The sequence below is a fragment of the Humiphilus diazotrophicus genome (assembly GCF_059726315.1).
In genome coordinates, this window is sequence record NZ_AP040871.1 from 814,105 (window position 1) to 836,654 (window position 22,550).

Below are 22,550 nucleotides of genomic sequence, written 5' to 3' on the forward strand. Positions count from 1 at the left end.
ATGAAGAAACGTATCTTGCTGGTTCTTGTTTTCCTGTGTCTTTCCCCCGCCATGCGTGCTCAGGATGCGGCAGAGTTGTCTGGTCTAATTACCGATCAGACCGGAGCTGCAGTCTCTGGTGCAGAAGTAAACCTTGTTCGTCGTGATACGGGTACATTGCGCATCACCCGTTCCAACGATCGGGGTCTGTATGCACTTCCGGGACTGCAGCCTTCGGTTTACGACCTGGAGATTCGGAAGGCCGGTTTTCAATCGCAAACTCAAACCGGCCTTGTAATGAATGCTGGAGATCGAAGCCGGATCGATTTTGTTTTGAAGGTTGGTTCTAGCTCGTCGACAGTTAATGTGACGGGAGAGTCAAGCGTTGTCGAAACCACCGGTACCCTGCAAAATACAGTCGGACGGGAGCAAATCAACGAGCTTCCATTGAACGGCAGAAATGCTGCTTCTCTGATTGAACTCTCGCCCGGTATGGGGGCTGGTGGAACGGGGGATTCACACCAGATAGGAACCTATCCAAATGCAATGGCGATTTCTTCGAATGGTGGAAGAGCAGATGGAGTCAGCTACTATCTGGACGGCGGTGTTAATAGTGATCCATTTACAAATGTGAGCAATCCGTTTCCCAACCCTGACGCTCTGGAAGAATTCAGTGTGCAGACGAATAATTTCAGCGCAGAAAATGGACGGGCTACTGGGGCTGTGGTGAATGTCATTACACGATCTGGAGGGAATGATTATCACGGTACCGCCTTCGAATACATCCGTAATGGAGCGCTAAATGCCCGTAATTATTTCAGCACAACGAAAGACACCCTGGATAGGAACCAATTCGGCGGAACGTTGGGTGGACCAGCCATTCGGAACCGTTTCTTTTATTTCGGGTCGTATCAGGGGACATACATCAGTACATCAAATACCACAGGAAGTGCCTATGTCTTGACTGAAGCACAACGGCGAGGAGATTTCTCTTCCTGGTTGGCAGGGAATGATCCAACCTATTTGTATTATCCAGGTCATGTTGGTGAAGCTGCTTATAGACTGCCTGGGAATATTATCCCCTCCTCCTATCTCAGTGATACCACGAAGAACCTTCTGAAATATATCCCGACAGCTTCAGATCCAAGCGGATTATTGTACTTTACCGTGCCTGCTGAGAAACAACATGAGAATCAAGGTATGGGACGGTTGGACTATAACTTTAATGAGAAGCAACGGGTGTATTTTCGTTACTTTCAAAGCCGGTATGTAGAAGACCCAATCATGGCGGGAACCAATATCCTTGCCTCAAGCCATGGGGCGAAATTTATGAATCAGGTGGCCTCAGCTAGCTTGACATCGATTCCTACTCCCAGCTTAACGAATAATCTGATCTTTAGTTTTAATCAGACAGATGCAAATATCATCAGTGCTGCTACTTTTAGTGCTGCAGATTTGGGATCAAATATTGCGCATTCCAATCCTCCGGGACTTAAGGTAGTTGTTAACGGATATTTTAGTTTCAATACCAGAGAGCCCGGAGAGTTCAATCGCTACAACTTTCAGATGTCGGATGTAGTGCATTGGAACTATGGGAAAAATGAGTTCGCATTTGGAGGCGACTATCTGAGAATGAATGTAGATATAAGCAACCATTACGGACAAAATGGAGGCTTTTATTTCTACCCATCGTTTACCGGAAATTCTCTGGGAGACTTAATGATTGGCATGCTCACCGGTTTCCAGCAAGGTGGAGGCGAGTATGCAACCCGGCGAGGTAACCTTGGCGGAGGATTCGTTCAGGACAACATTCGTCTTAATAATCGATTGAGCTTCAATGTCGGCGTTCGCTGGGATCCATATGTTCCTTATGCAGATCAGCAGGGGCGGACTTTGTGCTGGAGCCCCGGGAAACAGTCAAAAAGATTTGTATACGCCCCCTTGGGTGTGCTTTATGCCGGAGATAGAGGTTGTTCTTCCGGTGGGAGTGAGTCGAGTGTTTGGCAGTTTGATCCGAGGTTGGGAATCTCCTTTGCCTTGAGTCCGAAAACAGTTCTGCGCGCTGGAGCGGGATTGTTCTATCAGCCTCCCTTCGTGGAATCATTTAACAACATGGTTGACAGCGCACCATTCAGCCAGCAGGAACTGATCTACGCCACCACATTTTCCAATCCCTATGAATACGCCGGTGTGGCGAATCCCTTTCCATCCTCGTTTGCGCCTAGCAAGCCGGCACGCGATGTAGCATTTTCGCTACCGATGAATACAGTGAGCTTTCAAAAGGATTGGAAGCCGACGCGAGTGACAAGTTGGAATCTGACCCTGGAACGAGAAGTTACAAATGCAATTCATACACGGTTGGCCTATGTCGGCTCGCAAGGAAGTCATCTGAGCTTCAATACCGATCTCAATGCACCGATCTATTCTCCTGGAGCATCGCAAGACAACATCCAAGCACGCCGGCCCCTGCAGAATTTCGGAACCGTTATTATGGATACCTCGGGTGGCACTTCAAGTTATCATTCTCTGCAGGTCTCTATGGAGCAAAAGCAGCTTCATGGAGTTAGCTTTGGGGCGAATTACACCTGGTCCCGTAGTATCGACTGGAATTCATATGCGACGGACCTCGATGGGGTCTCGATTGTCAATCCGTGGAAGCCTTGGGCCTATCGTGGGGTTTCTGATTTTAATGTCCCACATCGGTTTGTTTTTAATGGTCGGTGGCAATTGCCCGCTCCCAATAGCGGTTGGAGAAAAAGAGTCCTTGGTCAATGGCTTGCAACTGGCATCTGGACGTGGCAGAGTGGTTCTCCTCTTAACATCAGTTCTGGAGATGACAATTCCATGACTGGAATCGGCAATGATCAAGCAGATCAAATTGCAAAGCCTCGTTATACCTCAGGAAATAAAAAGCAACGGATTATGGAATGGTTCAGTACGGATTCCTTTACGACAAACGCAGTTGGTACCTTCGGAAATACTGGCCGTAATACTCTCATCGGTCCGACAAAGATTAATATCGATATGGCAGTCAGTAAAGGCATTCCAATCCGTGAGAGATATATCGTGAATCTCCGTTGCGATGCTTTCAATATATTCAATCATGCCCCTCTCGGAAGTCCTGGAACTACAGTAGATTCCGGCGGGTTCGGCAGAATTACCAGCGCTGGTGATCCGCGTATTCTGCAATTGTCAATCAAGCTGGTGTTTTAGATAGAGGCAGAAAAGAGAAAAGCTTGCAATCTTCTGTCTAGTAATGACAAGAAATCCAACAGGAGAAATATAAGAAAATGGTTGTTCGCCGGTTACTGTGCCTATGGGTTTTGTGTATCAGCTCCCTCTTTGCATTTGCTGAAGCGGGTTCTTCTGATTTTTCTACGGTACTGGATCGCTATGTTCACCTGCCGGATAATCACTATGGGTATGAACTGGTTGATAAGACCGGTTCTCCGGAATACACGGCATATCTACTTAGGATGACGTCGCAGCAATGGCGCAATCAGGACGAGGTGAATCAAAGCATTTGGAAACACTGGATGATCATCTATGTTCCGAGAACAGTCTCTTACAGCACTGGGATGTTGTACATCGGAGGAGGGTCAACGAGCGAGGAACACCCAAAGCCGGATGAGACATTGAGTGCAATTGCTACCAACACCCACAGCATAGTTTCCGAATTGTATAACGTCCCAAACGAGCCGCTTACCTTTGCGAGTGACTCATTTGGACCCCGAACAGAAGACCAGATCATCGCCTATACCTGGAGGAAGTTCTTAAGCACCGGGGATTCCTCTTGGCCTCTACGGTTGCCGATGACCAAGGCGGCAGTACGTGCAATGGATACCATAACGTCATTTGCATCAACCAAAGAGGCGGGAAGTCACCAGGTCAACAGCTTTTTCGTTACAGGTGCGTCAAAACGCGGCTGGACTACTTGGACGACTGCAGCTGTGGATTCAAGAGTAGTTGCGATTGCACCCATGGTGATCGATGTACTACATGTTGTTCCATCCTTTCGTCATCACTATAGTAGTTACGGATTTTGGGCTCCAGCGGTGAAGAGTTACTTCGATGAAAGTCTGATGGATGATTTAAATGGCAAAGGCTTTGACAGCTTAATGACCATAGAAGATCCTTATTCTTATCGAGATCGGTTTACGATGCCCAAGCTTCTGGTTAATGCTGCCGGAGATCAATTTTTCCTCCCCGATTCCTCTCAGTTCTATTTCCGCGATTTACCAGGGGAAAAGCATCTTCTCTATGAGGCAAATGCAGATCACTCACTCCGAGGTTCTGATGCGTCCAAAAGTATAGCCGCCTTTTACCTGTCCATATTGCATGGAACAAAAAGACCAAATCTTGAATGGAAATTTGCTGAAGATGGATCGATAGAAGTCAAAACCGATGTCACTCCGATTCAGGTGAAGTTATGGGAGGCTACAAATCCGAAGCATCGCGATTTCCGAATAGAGGCTATCGGACAGGCGTATCATAGCCACCCACTTCAAGAGGAGAGGCCCGGTTCTTATGTCGCGCGTGTGCGGCCGCCTGCAAAGGGTTGGACAGCTTTCTTTGTAGAAGTAACCTATAAGGGCGAAGGGGGAGAGCCGCTGAAGTTTACAACCGCTGTCCGCGTTCTTCCCGATGTCGAGAAATATGCTTTCCCGGAGAAGGGGAAATCCGTTATGCAAACGCAATCTGAGGCTGCCAGCTATTGAAAATTGCCGCCATATACCAAGAACTTGGCTCCATGTTGATAAAGGGGCATGGAGTCAAGAAGCTTTACTATGAGACGAAGCGCCCAGGGCTTAACGGCGCTTCACACTCCTAGACATATGACAACGAATCATACCAATCTCTCCACGGAGGATTGATGGTGATGCTTTGCTCGCAGAATATACAACGCTCGAAACGCTGGAATTTTGTCTGACCGTTACCTGACAGTTGAATATAGAGATTCAAAAATCCGATTGCCGGCCAGTGGAGATGCTCCTGAGGAAAGATCGTTAGTCCATGACTCAGAGCATCAAAATGTTTTTCGAGATTTGTCAGTTCCGCTGGAACAACAACAATACCCCAGAGATCGCGGCATTCTTGGTTACTTGGGGGATTTTGAAACCCTTGGAAGTAGTGTAGAGTTCTTGAATTACTTGAGGTAATGATAGTTCGACATTTACTCCAGGCTTCTCGGACCAGGCCACGCTCCTTCAAGTGAGTGGTTTCCAGTTCTTTTCCACGAAAGGAGAGGGAAGCCGTAAGCTCTGGATCTACCAGGAAGCCTGTCCAACTGGACTCCTGCTCGTTGACCTGATAAGTTGTTCGTTTCAAAAGTCGTTGCATGACATCTCATCCCCGTACTCTATTCACAAACTGACAACGTGCTACCAGTATTGGTCATCCTCGAATTCGTTTAACTTTGCCACTCAGTCAGATGCGGATTTAGCCTACATCTCCCCATTGCTGGCTTAAATTACAGCACAGCAATGACAGATTGTTCAGGGTGTCGTGTACCCGGTGCTGAGTGGACAATGACAATATAGACGCTCTGTGAATAAGAGGCAAAGAGAATCGGTTTTCTGCGATGTATTTTCGAGAATTGCATCATGCCTTGTGCATAAAACGCAAAACAAAACAGGTACAAGAGTTTTGACTGAAGAGGGAGTCTAGATTGTATTATTCAGGATGCGCCAATAGGCTATTCTTCTGAACAAATGGAGGATGACACACGCGGTTCGTGCATACGTTGTGACATAAAGCGCGATGTGGATCATGGATCAAATGTAGACACTGGCTTCAGTAACAAGTTTCCCTACGTATATCGGGAATTGCCTCATTTCGGTAATTCAATAACAGTTCTCTAACGAACCCCCGTTCATTGTGCTAAAGGATGGTTTTCATGAAGCGATCTTTAGTCCTGCCGTTTTGTAATTTTTGTTGTTGCATTATCTTCATTCCCGGTCAGTAGGAGCAGAGTTGCTGGCTCAGCTGCTCATCCGTCAGGTGCGGCCTTACTGGATGTGTCTGTGACCATTACAGATGAAAAGACCGGATCTCGGCGTGAAACTGTAGCCGCTGCAAACGGGCATTATACCTTTACTCAATTATTGCCTTCCACCTATCGGATAGTTGTTCGCCGCATGGGATTCGCAAACTTATGAAGAATCGAATATTATCCTTCAAGTTAGTCAAGAACTGGTTCGTCATGTCAATTTGCAGGTTTCGGGCAATAATACCACTGTGATGGTAGATTCAGGAGGGCTTGCTACTGTAGATACCAGAGTGCTCGCATCGGAATGAACGTCAGCGAAGGAGAAGTAGCACAGCTTCCTTTGAACGGATGGCAAATATCACAACTCTATTCACTCGTACCCTGCGCTATGAATTGTGAGAATCCTTCGATAATATTCGTTTCAGCGGTCGTTTCCTGTGGGACAGTACGCCACAAGTAATCCGTTGCTTGCTGTAGTAACTCTAGTGGGTCCGAACAGTGTTGATGAAGATTCAGGTGGCCTTCGTTTGGACTATGTCTTCAACAGCCGGTTTCATCTTTTTTGTACTATTTTAGGGATCAAGGATTTTCTTCCCAAACTCAGAACTCGATTTTGAGCAAATACAAAAGGGCGGGATACCGGTTCAAGGCTGTCGAAAAGTCTAAAATTATCATTAAGTTGAACGAAAACCAGAGAGGAAGCATCTGAGTTTGTAGGTGCGGTTTTGATTTGCCTAAAAATAGGATTGCCAGTCGGTTAAGCAAGATTTTTGGCTTTAGCGACTGGCAAGATCGAAAGGCTTGTTCATGGACATTTCTTTCACCTTACCTCTCCACTCAATTCCTCTATGGTTTCTCATCCTGTCCCTTTTCCTTCCGCGTCTATGTATCTTTGTCGCATGGCTGCAGCATAGTATGATTCACTTTATTCCCTCTGCAGTCGGTCTGATACCCATCATCCTCTGGGTGATTGTTCCTCGCATTCTGATTCTTCTCTGGATATATCAGGATCAAGGCATCACAATCTGGTTCCTGCTACATGTCATCGCTTTGCTTTGTGCTTGGGGCGGAGGTGGTACACGTGTGGTCCGCAGACGGGTTGAAGTTGACTAGAGCAGGCCTTGAAATTAAGCGCCGAGAGTCGAAAGATGTGATTCGCTGGATGCTTGTAGCGAACGTGTCCAGGATCTGAACCCGATAATGGCGAGGACGACGAAAATTGCGTAGAGTCCTGCAGTGAGATCGAGATGCTTGTACAGATAGACTCCTATATAGGTTATGTCTACCGCAATCCACATTATCCAGTTGGCGACATATTTTCTCGTGGACCAGAATTGAGCTACAAGGCTAAAACTGGTTAGGGAAGAGTCCATGTAGGGCAATGCGGCATTCGTATAACGGGCCATAACACTGCCAAGCAGCAAGCTACCACAAAGGCCCGCAGCAAAGCCTGCAATCCACCCCACCAACGAAAGGTTTTCGACTCGGACTGTTCCTTCTTCCTGAACTCCATGTTTCCAATGCCACCAGCCATAGGCACAAACAGCTACATAGACGCATTGTAGGAGCATGTCCGAATAGAGTCTGGTTCTCCAGAAAACGACAGCATAAAGGGCACAGGACAGAATCCCCGCCGGCCAAGACATAAGGTTCCTCCGGGTAGTGAGCCATACACCCAAAACGCTCAGAATGACTGCGATGATTTCCAGGGGAGACATCATTATTGGCTTTCACTCCGATGGCGCGGTCTGTCTGCCCAGGATTCCAGGTAGTCGAGAAGTTCTTGGCCTACTTCTGTATGAAACCATTGAGCGTGTCCGAGAAAATAGCCGTCCCAGGCAAGGGAAGCTTTCTCCGGTGACATTAGTTGACTGAGAAAATAATCAGTTTCAGAAAGTGCGAACTCCGCATGGATCAATGGCATTAATGCAGCCACGGCTTGAGCCTCTTCGCTATAAAGTGGACGTATAGCTTCATAGCCATTGAGGAGCGCATGGATCTGATCGAAGTGAATTACATTTTTTGCTTTGCGATCTATTTCCAGCCAGTCAACACCGCTTCGTTCGATTGCGGTAGCTATGTCATGAGCTGCGTTTGTGCGGTCGGCAAGACCGAAGTCAATAATGCAGGTTACTTCGGCTTCGGACGAGTCATCACTCCAGAGAAGATTCGTTCCGTGCAGGTCGTTATGAGTCCAAAGTGGAGTGAGAAAAGACAACCAGGGTTTGAGCTTGGAGTGAAAAGGAAGCAGCAGTTTTTCGGTTTGTTCCCGCCAGTTTAGGGCTTCAAGATAGTGAGAGAGCTTGGGACGAGATTCGATGTAATCTTCAAGCTTTTGCCATGGATTCTGCTGCGCAAAAATTGTGAAGCTCGTAACCAGGCTGCGAGCTTTACGGGCTGGAGCCTGGTAGCCTTCTGCGGCATTGTGTAATTTCGCTAACGCTTGACCTGCTGCATAGGCTTGGTGACAGCTATGAAAGGGAATCCAGGATTGTTCTTCGCAATAGAGATCCAAACCTGGAGCGAGCGAATGTACCTCGTAAGTCCATTCGCCTGAGGTGACTACAGAATCGCCATTCTGATCCAGGAGAACCTCGGGTACTCGGCCCCCATGTGCATAGAGATATGCAAGAAATCGATGTTCCTCCAGAAGTCCTTCGCGATCGCGAACCGAACAATGGTGCCGCTTGATGAAGTACTCGCCTCCCGGAGTGGCAGCCAGACTGGCTGCCGAAAAAGGACGCGGGCTCTGGGATAGCAGTTCTCGAGCACCTCCGGCACAGGGGAAGAGTCTCAAAATGCGGTCTGCTTCTTCCAGGGTGAAAGGTGGCCATTCCGGAGTCATCCAATCACCCATATAACCCAACGTCTTTACTTCTGTAGTCATATATGTCTTTGTCATTAAAACAGATATTGGGCGGAAAGACGTACGGTTGCGGGTGCGCCTACGTGAAGGAATGTATCTCCGTAGCTCGCTCCCGTATCCTTCCAGTATCGCTTGTTTCCAATGTTGTCCGCATAGAGGCGAAAAGTCATCCGGCTATGGTCCTTCTGCGGGGTGTAGCGCAAGGCAAGGTTGAAGAGATTGTATCCGGGAACACTGACCAGATCGTCTCTTGTGGCGGCCTTGCGTCCGGTGTAATTCCATCCCGGGACGAGGAATAAACCTGGGACACGAGGAACGGACAGGTCCGCCGTTACTGAAGATCTGAAGTGTGGAAGGTTAATGATCTGTTTGTTATCGAAGGACGGTGTTCCTGTGTTGTCGGATAATCCCTGCATCGCTGCCATGCTTGCCGTGAGTCGAAGCCAATTTGTTGCAGTACCTTGGGCACTGAGCTCGATTCCGCGGTGTGTCTCTCTGCCTTCCCTGACAAAGTGCAGCCCGTCGCTTTCCTCCTTTGGATAGAAGAAAGGGGCACGCATGCGAAAAGCGGCTGCAGTGAGCAGGAGCTTGTGGCCAGGGGCATATTTCACGCCTGCTTCCGCAAGCCGGGTAAAGAATGCAGGCAGAAACTCATTGGAATTTACCACCCAGAATGGGCTCTGCGGTCCGAGAGATAAGGCTGTACTGTAGGTGACATATGCGGTGAGGGAGTTGGTTGCGCGATAAAGAACCGAATACTGGGGTAGCCAGCTTTCCTTTCTATCCTTTGCCCAGTAGTGTTCCCCGGAACCTGGGTCGGTCTGCTTAAAGTTGTCGCGAAGTGCGTTGTACTGTCCCCCCACAATGAGGTCAATTCGTGCAGGCAGATGGATATGATCATTCACAATTAACGCATACTGATGCGCATCGTTTGCTGGAGTTGCACGTCCGGCCTTGTTGGGACTTGGTTGAAATTGTTGTAAAGGCTCATAAACATTGTCATTTCCGACCCAGTCATAAACCGAGGAAGGCAGATTGACAGCTCGTCTCATCAAGCTAGTTCCAACCACTAAATCCTGGCTGATTGCCCCAGTCTTCCACTGGCCGCTCAGGATACCCTGGAGTTGATCATTGACGCGCAATTCGCCGGGACTGCGGTAGTCATAGACGGCATAGCTGCCGTCCTTGCAGAAAAACCAATATGGAGTACAGCGATAGTAGTCTGCGCTATTGGGATCGACTGCTGAGCCATAAGCCCAAGCCGCATTGTCGTCTATAAGGGAACGACTGCGACCCACGGTTACGTATGCTTTCCAGTTTCTGGAAAGATATTGATCTAGTCGAATACTAGTGTTAAAGGCATCAAAAGTGTTTGGCTTCGTCCAGGACTGAGCCCCCAGCATTGTCGAAGGAAAGATGTGTGTTGGGACGATTGTTCCACCAAGCAACTGATATCCGCTCAGCGAGCGCTGCACCAAGTGCTGATACTCAAAATTTCCACGCAGAATTGTTTGCGTTGCCAGCTTCCAATCGGCCGCAAGAGCTCCAAATTCTCGGGAGCCATCCGCATGGTCCACATAAGAGCGGATGTGTTCTGCTCCCACGTTGGTTCTCAGCCCCAGTTGTTGTTTGCGTCCAAGGAAGTCACCCCAATCGATGTGCCCCAAGGCCGTTCCCCTGTGATCTGTAGCCAGTTCTACGGAGCGAATCACTGCAGGGCGCTTGGTCACATAATTAATGATTCCTCCCGGAGTGGTTACGCCAGCCTGTAGCCCGGCCAAACCGTGAAGAAACTCAACGCTTTCTTTGTTTTCGAGCGGAACCAACTGTTCTCCGGCAATTGTGATTCCGTTAATGCGCAAGCCTGTGGCTGTATCAATAGGAAATCCACGAATTTCGACACCTTGGAACCAACCAACAGGAGCGTAGTTTTCACCGACGGCCGCGTCGTTTTTGATGACATCCGTAAGCAGCCTGGCTTGCTGATCCTGTAATACGCTGTGGGTTATGACGAAGGTGGAGGAGGGAATCTGCTCAGCAGGAGCTTCTTCAAAACCAGCTAGAGCTACCTTGGAGGGCACATACGTCGTCTCTATTTTCCCTTGTACAACCACAGTGTCAGTGCGTTTCGGGAGAGATACCTGCCTGGATGCTTCCGTGGATAGTGAATTTCTGGGGGAGGGATCTGTGTTTTGAGCAATAACGGCTGTATGGCCTAATAGCAACGCCAGTGACATCCATACGGCTTTTGTGACGTGGAAGGAGATCGATAGTTTTGCCGAGGAAGAAGAGGAACTGAGGGTAGAACCCTGGCGCTCATCGCGCAAGCAAAATGGGGAAAGAAAGCATGAGATCTGAGTAAAAAACTTTGAACTGTGCATGAGAATCCTCTTCTTTACAACAAACAATGAACAGGAGAGCTCAAGCTACAGTTCACGAAGGTTGAAGTCCTTCGTCCCGAAAAGCTTCCCACGCCGGTATTATCCGGATCGGGTCAGAGGGTATATTCTCAGCCCCACTCTTGTGGAGCACCCCTGTTTCACTATCAATTCAAACACTAGTCGCCCGAACTTGCAAATCCGGGTGCGATTAAGGCCTTGATATGGAGTGATTTTAGGCTGGCCGACAGATTCCCAAAGAAGGCCCGATGCCAAGCTCCTCTGACAAGGAATCTCTGCTCTTTCCTCTGTCTCGGATGAATCCTATTCCAGACAAACAATCGTGGAATTCGGATCGCCTTCTTTATTCTCGAATTCTCAGATCCAAAACGGGAGTGTTCTGCCCCTTGGATGGAGAACTCGTAAGAAGACGGCATGGCTATGCCTTCTTGGTTATGAGTATGGGATTTATTAACTCAAGCATAACCCGATGAAGCTTAAGTCATAGACTCAGCATGTTTTCTGCAACACAGATGAGCCTATGTCGGAGATGAGTTAATTGTTCCCGGCAACTTACATAGGTAGAGTATTAAGAAATATTAATGCAAGGCGGCTATCCGATACCTAAGCGTCACATATTTCTCTTTGATCATATTTGTTCAGATGACTGCTACCAAACTTAAGTAATGTTGGCAGCCATATAAGTCCTCGTGCTATTGTTTCCCCACCAATACCAGGAATAGAGACAGGGATTCTTCATGGAGTCTCCCTTGAGTTGCGCATCATCCCTCTGCTGGGGATATGCGCCGCCCCCATTCGGAATTTGTTGTTGTAGCTGTTTTGTGCTTTGTTTCTCCCTCCGAGGAGGTAAGTCGCTCGGTGGGCAATGATTCTGCGGAAGTTTATGCCGGAAGTGTCGGATTGGGGTGTTTTATGTTTACACGAAAACTATTTTGCTTCTTGTTAGTTTTTACTGCGACGTTTGTCGTAGCACGTGAAGCTCAAGCAGCTTCTTCACTTATAATAACTACCGATAATCCACCCAATGGGCAAGTTGGCCTCGCATATACGACTACACTGACAGCGACTGGAGGATCTTCTCCTTACAAATGGTGGGTTTCAAATGGGTCACTACCATCAGGAATTAAATTAAGCTCGAACGGAGCATTATCAGGAACGCCAACGAAAAGCGGCACATATTACATGACGTTTGGTGTTGCAGATTCTGCGCGCTCTACTCAAATAAATTATTCTGCAATGCAGATTACCGTTCAGAGCGTAGTTGCCCCATTGGCAATTTCTACTGCTAGTTTGCCAGGTGGCACAGTCGGGACTGCTTATTCTGCGGCACTCGCTGCTAAAGGTGGACGGCAGCCCTACAAGTGGTCTCTGGCTTCTGGCTCGCTGCCAGCGGGAATTGGCTTAAGCAGTGCTGGAAAACTTTCAGGAACGCCAACCCAAAGTGGTACCTTCTCGCTCGCCGTCAAAGTTGTTGATTCCTCGTCTCCTGTCAAGACAGCACAAACATCTCTTACATTAGTCATACAGAAGGCCGTTTCACCACTGACAATCTCCACAACTACTCTTCCAGCTGGCACAGTTGGATCGGCATACTCCACCAGTTTTGCTGCGAATGGTGGCACTACTCCTTATACCTGGAGCGTAAGCTCGGGATCCTTGCCAACAGGATTGGCGTTAAGTTCAACCGGTGTGTTGTCAGGAATGCCGACCCAGAGTGGGACTTCCTCTTTCGTTATCAAAGTCATCGACTCTAGTTCTCCTGCGAAGACAGCGCAAGCATCGCTCACATTAGCTATACAGAAGGCCGTTTCACCACTGGCAATCTCTACAACTACTCTTTCCGGTGGCACAGTTGGATCGGCATACTCCACCAGTTTTGCTGCGAATGGAGGTACCACTCCTTATATCTGGAGCTTGAGCTCAGGATCCTTGCCAACAGGATTAACGTTAAGTTCATCCGGTGTATTGTCAGGAACGCCGACCCAGAGTGGGACTTCCTCATTCGTTATCAAAGTCACCGATTCTAGTGCTCCTGCGAAAACCGCACAAGCATCCTTCAGTTTGGCTATCCAGAAAGCTATTTCGGCACTGACTATAGCTACAACTAGTCTTTCCAGTGGTGCAGTCGGGTCAGCATACTCCACGAGCTTTACTGCGAATGGTGGAACTACTCCTTATACCTGGAGCGTAAGCTCAGGATCACTACCAGCAGGATTGACGTTAAGTTCAGCGGGCGTTTTGTCTGGAACACCGACCGAAAGCGGCGCTTTTAATTTCGGACTTCTGGTGACAGATTCTTCCAGCACGAAGCAGGATGCATCAGCGAACTATACCTTGCAGATCAATGCGGCTGGCAGCGGGACAACCTGGTATATCCGTCCGGATGGAGGAACCCGCTATTCTGATAACAAGACATCGGGGCAGTGCAATGGAAAAGCAGACGCTCCGTATCCAGGTAGTGGAATCAATCAGAATTGCGCATTCAATGATTTCCGTTATCTCTATACCGATGGAAAAAATAAGGCATGGGTAATTGCCGGTGGGGATACAGTCATCGTTCGCGGCGGCCCATGGCGTCTTGGCCAAGATGCCGCTGGAGGAGACTTTGGCGACAATCTGGGCTATGGATATCTGGCATACAACCCTGTCATTCCTGCTGGAACTGCCAGCAGGCATACTCGTATTCTCGGAGAGAACTACGCTACTTGTAGTACCAGTCCTAAAACTCAGCTCTTCGGTGGTGGAGGAGTTTATTCCGTTCTTTATCTAATAGGTGCACAGTACGTCGATGTGCAATGCTTTGAACTCACAGATCATTCACAGTGCCAGAATTGTATTTATTCAGTAGATGATTATGCCAAGAATGGCCTCATGACCGATCTGACGACAAAGAATATATGGCTGCAGGATCTCAATATCCATGGATTCACGAATAATGGCATCGATGGAATGATTGGTGGAGCCGTCACCGTCAACAATGTACGTATTGCCAATAACTCACTAGCGGGATGGGAATTTGATGACGGAAGTCGCTCATCTTCGGCAAGTGCTGCTGTGAACGCCAGTCACCTCACGGTCGAATGGAACGGGTGCAACGAGGAGTATCCGATCACTCATAACTATCCTGCCATTTCGTGTGCGGATGACAATTCTGCTGGTTACGGCGATGGCGTGGGTACACCCGATACGCAGCTGAATTTTATTTGCGACCACTGCCTGTTCCGGTACAACACTCAGGATGGACTGGATCTATTGCATGTGTCTGGTTCGAATATTACTGTCACGAATTCAGCCTCCTATGGAAACATGGGGCAGCAATATAAACTGGGTCCGATGACGAATATTGTCTTCCAAAACAACTTGGCGGTTACAAATTGCAATCGGCTATCGGCACCTATTGGAGACATTTCGCCTAACTTTAATGCATCGCTTTCAGATTATTGCCGTGCTAATGGCGACGGAATTACCATGGCAGTTCAGAACGGCGGTACTCTTAATTTTGTAAACAACAGCATTGTTGGATATTCGAATGTGACGCTGGATATCCAATGCGGAGGCAACAGCTGCAGCTCCAGTACACTCATCTTCCGCAATAATCTTATGCGCGGATACACTAATCCGAAATACAACAATGGACAGCAACCGGCATTCGCCTATTTCTCGTCGGGTGTCAACTTCACTCAACGGGATCACAATATTATCTACAACCTGAAAAACAGTGGATGCCCTTCAACCGGAAATGCTAACGAACTCTGTGTCGATCCAAAACTCGCAAATGAGCCGACTAGCATGTCTGCTGAAGGTACACTCGATGATTTCGATTTCCATCTTTCGCCTGACAGTTCGGCAATCGGCTATGGTGCATCATTACCAGGGATAACGCTGGACTACTATGGCATCACGCGATCCAATCCTCCAAGCGTAGGGGCAGTCGAAAAATAGAGTAGAACCATAACGGGAGCACGATTACAAGATAAAAGCAGGTGTAAAGTGGAAGGTTTAGACCCTCACTTTGCACCTGTTTTTTTAGTGTGAAATGAAAACAATCTACTGGGAAGGCTCAGTGCCGAGTGGCAGGCGTATAAAGAAAACAGTTCCTTGTCCCTCTTCGCTTTCGAACCAGATTGTTCCACCATGACGTTCCACGATTACGTTGTGAGCTAAAGCCAGCCCTTGTCCCGTACCTCTGCCAGGTTCCTTTGTTGTAAAGAAGGGCTCGAATACTCTAGCGCGAATGGTCTGTGGTATGCCAGCACCCGTATCCGAAATTGCTATTTGCGCATGATTGCCGATTCTAGAGGTGCTAACTGTGATTTTGCCTTTCTTTCCGGGATCATCTTGTATGGCTTGGGTGATAGCGTGAGCTGCATTTGTAATGAGGTTGAGGATTACCTGATTGAACTGACCTGCATGGCAAGGTACTAAACCAAGATCAACTGCAAAAGACGTTTGAAGTTCAGCGACATATTTCCATTCATTTCGGGCAACTGTAATTGTTATTTCAATTGCCTTATTAATATCGATAGGAGTCTTCTCCTCTGTTCCTGGGTGAGAAAACTCCTTCATGGCCTGAACTATCTTCGTTACTCTTCGAATTCCTTCCAGCGATTGTTTGATGGCGGATGGAATTTCGTGGCTCAGATATTCGAGATCTGCTGCATTACAGGCTTTCCGCAACTGCTCCAGGATCTCGTGATCGAGCTCTTGCGCAGAAGTTTGCGTGGGAGAATGCAATATAGAAAGGATTTCCTCTAGAGAAGCCCACGCCGATTCAAGGAATCTGGTATTGTCTCCGATGTACTGCATCGGGGTATTAATCTCATGCGCAATACCTGCAGCCAATTGGCCGATCGCTTCTAGTTTTTGGGCCTGACGGAGTTGTGCTTCCATCGAGAGTTTTTCTGTAATATCTTCGTTGAGTCCTAGAAAGTGAGATATTTCGCCTTGCTGGTTTTCAATTGGCCGAATGACTGAAGATTCCCAATAAAGATCTCCGCTTTTTTTGCGATTATGAAGGATCCCCCGCCACTCCTTACCGGAGGTAATGTTTGCCCATAACTGCCGGTAATCGTCTGAAGACGAGTATCCCGATTTCAAGATGCTGGGCTTTTTCCCTAGCACTTCTTCTGCGGTATAGCCGCTCGACTCACTGAACTTCTGATTGACGTAGGTAATTGTCCCTGTGAGGTCGGTTATCACGATAGATGCCGGGCTTTGTTCGACAGCTAGCGATAGTTGCCGCATCATATTTTCGGTCTCTTTGCGCTCAGTTATATTGCGGAAGGTCCATATCCTTCCGTAATATCTTCCTGCATGGCCTAGAACTGGCGATGAATAACGTTCCAGGATTGTGCCATCAATCAATTCAATCTCGTCGAGACTTGTTTCATCTCGATGTGCATACAGGTAACGAACTTTCTCCGCAAAGCTTTCAGGGTTCTTAATGCAATCTCTAATGTATTCGAAAAGTGGCTTATCATCGTTTTTGTCAGAGATGAGCTGCGGAACGTTGAATAGTTCCAGAAGCTTCTGGTTTTGAAGAAGCTTTTTCCCTGCATCGTCGACGATCAGAATTCCATCCCCTGTTGAGTTTGTCTGTGCTTCCAGGAAAGCTGTCTTCCATCGCAACTCTTCTTCCGATTGCTTTCGTTCCGTGATGTCTGCGCCGACGATCAAGAGCTCAGAGTTCTCGCACGTAAAGGGTCTTATCCAACGTAGGGTTAGGCCCAAAAGCCGCTCTTCTCCGTTTCTTTCGAACCTCAGGTGATCCAGGCGGACAGGCTCGGTCTTAGTTGAGAAGAACCGGATAGCAGAATCAAGCTCATTACCAATCCACTTAATTCCACATTCGCTGAAGTGTTTTCCCGAAGCATCATTCTTTGAGACGCCAAACGTTTTTTCGGCTGCATTATTCCAGCGCTTAATAAAACCCTCGGAATCGAGGCCTATGAGAATCGAGGGCACTGAGTTGATAAAGAGTTCTGCTTCTCGATGTGCATTACTTAGTTCGTTCTCGGCGGCTTTTCTAGCGGTAATGTCCACAAATGTCACCACAGCACCAATGAGCACTCCATCATCTACGATAGGGCGTGACCAGTACTCAGAAGCGAACAAAGTCCCATCGGCACGCCACATCACCTCATCTTCAACATGAACAGAATGTCCTTGGGCTAGCGTAGAAGCAATGGGGCAGTCCTTCTTCTTATAAGGAGAACCATCTTGATGTGCACAGTGAATCAAATCATGGGCATTTTTACCCAATACTTCATTGGGTGTCTGGAAACGAAGAACTCTCAGGCATGCAGTATTACAGAAGGTAAAGTTGCCTTGTAAATCAAGTCCGAATATTCCTTCAGCTGTAGAATCAAGAAGTAGCTGAAGGCGTTGCTCACTGTCTTTTAGTCTTTTTTCGGCAGCTAAACGGTCATCTACTATCCGTCCGATGACAACAATGCGCTCAATCTCTCCTTCACTGCTGCGGACTGTACATCCATGTGTTTCAACATAATGGTATGAGTCATCCGCAGCCCGCATCCGCACTACAGCAATGCTACCGTTTTGCGTTTCTCTAAGCACATCGTCTACCGCGTGAAAGACTGTAGCTCGATCATCTGGATGGATGAGATCGAGAGAATACTCTCCTACAAGTTGTGACACCTGGTGACCAAGTTGAGACTCTACCGTTGGGCTTGCATAACGGATAATGAAGCTGGGGAAGTCCAGGAGAAAGATCAAATCGCCAGCATTTTCTCCTACTGTGCGGAATAGGGCTTCACTGCGTCGCAGGGCTTCTTCAGCAGCCTTTTTCCGTGTAATATCTTGAATATGTCCTGCAATGACGATGCTTCCATCTGGAAGCCGTACTCTTGTGGCCGTCAGCTGTCCCCATATAAAGCGTCCTGACTTGTGCAGATATCGTTCTTCGAGCTGGTAGCTGGTGATTTTCCCTTCCACGAGTTGTTGGAACGAATGCATCGAGATTGAGATATCTTCGGAATAGATCAGCGATGCTAAGCTACGGCGCATCAACTCCGTTTTATTGAAGCCCAGGAGATTACATAAGGCGTGGTTTACACAAATCCAGTTTCCATTGCTTTTCAGGATGCCCATGCCGATAGTAGCTGTGTGGAATGCTAATTCGAACAGATCTGCGCCATTGGATTGCGTCATATCGGCTAATGATCTGTCTAGGTTTTGTTCTGGCAGCATGGTAACTCCCTGTCCAATGTGTCCAACCGTTTCGTTGGACAGTTACTAGCAAGTAATCGGTCCTCGTTCCTCATTCCTCATGTGGCGAGATTGGAAGATCTTGCAAGATATTGACGTGCCTGTTCCTTCAGTGAAGGAAATTCATTAAGAAGTCCCATGGAGTCGAGTGCTAGACGGTCATCTTCACTAAGCTCAGATCGGGGTGGGAACGTTGGGTTGTCTTCAAGTTCATGTGCTAGGAGGTCTGCAAGATAGATAGCTGCCGAAATATCGAGGTCCGGATGAGATATTCGAGTTGGGTGATGATGGTGAGCGATCGATTCCACCACAACGCTGTTGATACCCCATAAACCCAGAAGATAAGCTCCGACCTCCGCATGGGAGGTTCCCAACATCTCCTCCTCTGCTTCGTAGCGGCGGCATTTATTCTTTTCCACCAGAGAGAGTATGGAATGAAATTGGTCGGGCAACTGGCTAGCCAGGATCAGCTGCCCAATGTCATGTAATAGTGCGGAGATAACCACTATTTCATGCTTCTTGGAATCAAGCGGGAGCATATTCGTGATGGAAGCGGTGCGTAACGCATGTTGTTGCATCGTTTCAAGAATCGATTTATGAAAGCGCCAACCAGGTGCAAAAGTCCTGAAAATGTCCGATGTGAGTGCCAGATTCTTGATTGTTTCTACTCCTAGATATGTAACTGCACTCTGAATGTGTACTACCCTATGAGATATTCCAAAGAAAGCACTATTTACAAGCTGCAATATCTTTGCCGCCATTGCCATATCCTGTTCGATGATCGCGGCAATTTCTTCAGTTGACGTTGAGGGGTTGTCAACTGCGCGAGTCAGGTTTTCATAAGTACTGGATAGGGAAGGCAAGTTAGCAACTGTGCCGACGATCTTCCGAATGGCCGGGGTGCTTAGGACTTCCTGAAGGGTACAGACTCGCTCGATAGCTGTCACTAATTCATCGGCTTGACACGGTTTACTCAGGACCTGATGGGCAACTGAAACGGCATGGGTAGATAAACTCGGTTCCGAATAACCAGAAAGAATAAGACGTGCGGTATCAGGCGCAATATCTCGAACCTGTTTGAGCAATGTGATTCCGTCCATCTCAGGCATCCTCATATCCGAGATGACGACATCGAAGCTGCTTGTTTCAAGGGCTTGCAATGCGGCGGCTCCGCCAACTGCAAACTGCATGTCCCAGCGATGCCGGTTTGCGTAAAGCATTCGTCGGATTCCGTCCAGGATCCTGGTTTCATCGTCTACAAATAGAATGCGTTTCATTGCGTTCTGGCCTTTTCCATGTGGGCATCCTCTGCCACGGGAAGATTGATAATAAACGTCGTGCCTTTGCCTTCCTCTGTCTCGAATTCTAGGGTGCCCTGATGATGATCTACGACAACGGATCTGGCAATAGCGAGTCCCTGTCCCGTGCCTTTCCCGATTTCCTTTGTGGTGAAGAATGGATCGAAAATTCGAGACCGGATTCCTTCGGGAATTCCGGAGCCAGTATCCTGTATGCGGATTTCCGCATAAGGCGGAAGATACTGTGTCTGAATCGTGATCAATCCCTTAGTTGTGTTTTTAGTCTTTACCTTGTCGGCGATTGCATGGGCTGCATTAACAATAAGGTTCAAAATAACTTGATTGAATTCATCAGGTTGGCACGAAATAGGAGGAAGGGAAGAGTCGAAGGACGTCTCCATATCGGCTATATACTTCCATTCTGTCCGCGAAACGGTGATTGTGCTTTGAATCGCGTGATTTAGATCCATGGGAATCTTATTCTTTGTTCCTGGATGAGAAAATTCCTTCATGGCGTTGATCAAAGTGGAAATTCTGTTGATACCTTCAAAGGCCTGTTCTATTGCTTTAGGAATTTCTTCTAAGAGATAGCTTACGTCGATGCGCTCCGAAATCGCCGCGACGGCATCGATTGCTTCTTTGGTCAGAATATTTGTTTTTATCGCATCCGCCAGTTGCTCATAACAGGCAATTAGATGAATGAGATCCGGGAATATATCTTTCAGAAAACGTACATTATCGCCGATGTACTGTGCTGGAGTATTGATTTCGTGGGCGATGCCCGCAGCAAGTTGGCCGACCGATTCCAGTTTTTGCGCATGGAGCAGACGGCACTGTAAAAACTTTCTTTCGGTAATGTCCTGGCTCATCCCTTCATGGCGTACGACAACCTCATTTTGCCGTATCACTCGGATGCTTGACGACATCCAGATCTTCTTCCCATCTTTGCATAGAGCCTCGCATTCGAAGTTCTTTAAACACTCCATGGTTTTCAAAGATGAAGCGTATAAGTCACGATCTTGCAGATTTGCAAAGATCTGGCTAAAGTCGCTCCCGACAATAGAGAGGAACTCTTCCGGCGAAGAGTATCCCAGAAGTGTGGCCATTGCAGGATTGGCGGTCAGTATGCGTCCGTTTGGCAGGGTCTGGAATATTCCGACAATTGCCTCGTCAAATATTTCTCTGTATTTTCGCTCTGCTTCTCGAACTGTGTCCTCAGCCCATTTTCGCTCGGTAATATTATGTCCGATACCCGCGATCCCTATCACCTCGCCATTTGTGTCTCGCAGAGGTACTTTGGTAGTCAGGTAATGAATTTCTTTACCGGTGGTACTATCGATCAGCTTTTCTTCATGTCCATATAAAGGAATTCCGGAAAGTATTAGCTGTTGTTCGTCTGCGAAGAACTCTTCAGCAAGCTCGGCTGGAAAGAAGTCGAAATCTGTCTTTCCGAGTAGGTCCTCGGGATCTTTTAGTCCAACAGCATGGGCAAGAAATACATTAGCGACCAGGAACCTGCTTTGAATATCTTTCACGTACACGAAATCTGGGATGTTATCGATAAGCGAACGAAGCATATTCCGTTCGCTCCCCCTTGCCAGATGGGCTTTGTCCAGGATTTCATCTTCTCGATTTCGTAAGATTGTACGAACCCACGATCGTATACAGAAAAACAAGGCGACTATAACCGCAATGAGTACGATCATTTCTAGAATTTCTTGAACCCTAAGAAGTCGATTGACAAAGGATAGTTCGTCGCGAAAGTCACTTGCCAGGTCGTTCTGTAGTGTTTTGAGTTCTATTTCTATAACGTCGTTTCCCCGGAATAGAATTTCAGGAGGTCTGGGGTCAGTTGGCGGAGTCCTGTTATTGGGGATTTGGTCTATTTGCAGTTGTGACTGAAGATTGAAGATTCGATGTTGTAATGAGAGAATCTGCCGCTGGCGCTGCTGTTTGAAGGCCATTGCGTGGCCTGCAGCAGCGAGAGCTGAAATTGCAGTGAGCGCTTCGTGATTGGCGCCCTCCAGATCTATTCTGTTTTTTGTCCTAAGCGCTTCATTGTACTGGCCTTTCATGCGAACGAAAGCCATGGCCGCTTTCTCTGAATTGAGTGCTGCAGGGAAAATCGAAAGTGAAGCATCGCTGATATGTTTGCGCACAGCGGACGCCGTCCACAGTATGATGGACAGAATTCCAACCGCTCCAAGTGTTGCAACTGCAATACAGGCTTTGATCGGATTGGAGAGTTGAGAATGAGGCTTCGGGGTACTCGATTGCATATGAGCCTCGCTCCGATCATCCTTTCGATTGGGATCTAGGTAAGGACGGCCAGCCTGCGCAGTTAGCCATCGCTGTGCACTCTATCGGCTTTATGCACAGCTTTCTTGAGAGATCTATTTTGCTTTATTTAGGGCGCGGAATAGGTAGTCCAAATGTGGGATAGCAGTGTGCATCTTGCAGTGGCTACTCTGAGGTTAAGCATGGCAGCTGTTCCTAAATGGGCTCCGCATAGACATCTTCTAAGTCTATGAAATTACTTGATAAGAGGTATTGCTTAAGGATAGCTTGCTGGGTGTGAGGATCCGCCGTGCCATTACCGGAAAATTTTGCGGAGACGGGGTGGATTTCAGTATAGGGCAATGGTCGGGAGAAGGTATCATCCCGGTAACTCGACCAAGTCATATATTTAAGTGGGCAACTGGAGCTTTGGCCACAAGCAAAGAAATCGCCCGGAGACGATATTGGTAGCGTCACGAATAGAGAAGTGCGCTTCATGAAGCAGGTCGAATTGT

At 47.8% G+C, this 22,550-nt stretch carries 12 protein-coding genes and 1 riboswitch; of the genes, 5 read left to right on the forward strand and 7 right to left on the reverse strand.

Annotated features, from left to right (window positions below; all coding sequences use genetic code 11):
* Positions 1 to 3,192: a TonB-dependent receptor gene (locus AC6I7T_RS33040; RefSeq protein ID WP_497794991.1), complete on the forward strand. Its 3,192-nt coding sequence runs from the start codon at positions 1 to 3 to the stop codon at positions 3,190 to 3,192.
* A gap of 77 nt (positions 3,193 to 3,269) precedes the next feature.
* Positions 3,270 to 4,697 carry a PhoPQ-activated pathogenicity-related family protein gene (locus AC6I7T_RS33045; RefSeq protein WP_497794992.1) on the forward strand — a complete coding sequence of 476 codons (1,428 nt, stop codon included), beginning with the start codon at positions 3,270 to 3,272 and terminating at the stop codon, positions 4,695 to 4,697.
* Positions 4,698 to 4,806: 109 nt separating this feature from the next.
* Here AC6I7T_RS33045 and AC6I7T_RS33050 read toward each other — a convergent pair whose 3' ends face one another.
* Entirely contained in the window at positions 4,807 to 5,319 is a 513-nt protein-coding gene (locus tag AC6I7T_RS33050; protein WP_497794994.1) for a hypothetical protein, read from the reverse strand.
* A gap of 587 nt (positions 5,320 to 5,906) precedes the next feature.
* Here AC6I7T_RS33050 and AC6I7T_RS33055 point away from each other — a divergent pair.
* Together AC6I7T_RS33055 and AC6I7T_RS33060 are read left to right on the forward strand one after the other, a co-directional pair.
* Positions 5,907 to 6,137, forward strand: a complete 231-nt coding sequence (locus AC6I7T_RS33055) for a carboxypeptidase-like regulatory domain-containing protein (protein WP_497795562.1) — start codon at positions 5,907 to 5,909, stop codon at positions 6,135 to 6,137.
* A 746-nt stretch (positions 6,138 to 6,883) separates the two neighbouring features.
* The gene (locus AC6I7T_RS33060) at positions 6,884 to 7,081 is read left to right on the forward strand and encodes a hypothetical protein (protein ID WP_497794995.1); all 198 of its coding nucleotides are present in this window, start codon (positions 6,884 to 6,886) and stop codon (positions 7,079 to 7,081) included.
* Positions 7,082 to 7,095: 14 nt separating this feature from the next.
* On the opposite strand, the gene pnuC is transcribed toward AC6I7T_RS33060, so the two are convergent.
* From pnuC to AC6I7T_RS33075, 3 genes are read right to left on the reverse strand one after another with little or no spacing between them, the layout of a single operon-like run.
* Positions 7,096 to 7,689, reverse strand: a complete 594-nt coding sequence (pnuC, locus tag AC6I7T_RS33065; protein ID WP_497794997.1) for a nicotinamide riboside transporter PnuC — start codon at positions 7,687 to 7,689, stop codon at positions 7,096 to 7,098.
* Positions 7,689 to 8,855: a phosphotransferase enzyme family protein gene (locus AC6I7T_RS33070; RefSeq protein WP_497794998.1), complete on the reverse strand. Its 1,167-nt coding sequence runs from the start codon at positions 8,853 to 8,855 to the stop codon at positions 7,689 to 7,691. The genes pnuC and AC6I7T_RS33070 overlap by 1 nt, the downstream gene beginning before the upstream one ends.
* Before the next feature lie 14 nt (positions 8,856 to 8,869).
* Positions 8,870 to 11,215, reverse strand: a complete 2,346-nt coding sequence (locus AC6I7T_RS33075) for a TonB-dependent siderophore receptor (RefSeq protein WP_497795000.1) — start codon at positions 11,213 to 11,215, stop codon at positions 8,870 to 8,872.
* Between the two features lie 68 nt (positions 11,216 to 11,283).
* A riboswitch (TPP riboswitch) is annotated at positions 11,284 to 11,380 on the reverse strand.
* Between the two features lie 711 nt (positions 11,381 to 12,091).
* Between AC6I7T_RS33075 and AC6I7T_RS33080 the strand changes: the two genes are divergently transcribed.
* Positions 12,092 to 15,175, forward strand: a complete 3,084-nt coding sequence (locus AC6I7T_RS33080; protein ID WP_497795002.1) for an Ig domain-containing protein — start codon at positions 12,092 to 12,094, stop codon at positions 15,173 to 15,175.
* A 105-nt stretch (positions 15,176 to 15,280) separates the two neighbouring features.
* On the opposite strand, the gene AC6I7T_RS33085 is transcribed toward AC6I7T_RS33080, so the two are convergent.
* From AC6I7T_RS33085 to AC6I7T_RS33095, 3 genes are all read right to left on the reverse strand, one after another.
* Entirely contained in the window at positions 15,281 to 18,442 is a 3,162-nt protein-coding gene (locus AC6I7T_RS33085) for a PAS domain S-box protein (RefSeq protein ID WP_497795003.1), read from the reverse strand.
* Between the two features lie 77 nt (positions 18,443 to 18,519).
* On the reverse strand, positions 18,520 to 19,737 hold the full coding sequence (locus AC6I7T_RS33090; RefSeq protein ID WP_497795005.1) for an HDOD domain-containing protein: 1,218 nt from the start codon (positions 19,735 to 19,737) through the stop codon (positions 18,520 to 18,522).
* Positions 19,734 to 22,037: a PAS domain-containing sensor histidine kinase gene (locus AC6I7T_RS33095; protein WP_497795006.1), complete on the reverse strand. Its 2,304-nt coding sequence runs from the start codon at positions 22,035 to 22,037 to the stop codon at positions 19,734 to 19,736. The genes AC6I7T_RS33090 and AC6I7T_RS33095 overlap by 4 nt, the downstream gene beginning before the upstream one ends.
* Positions 22,038 to 22,550 lie beyond the last annotated feature (513 nt).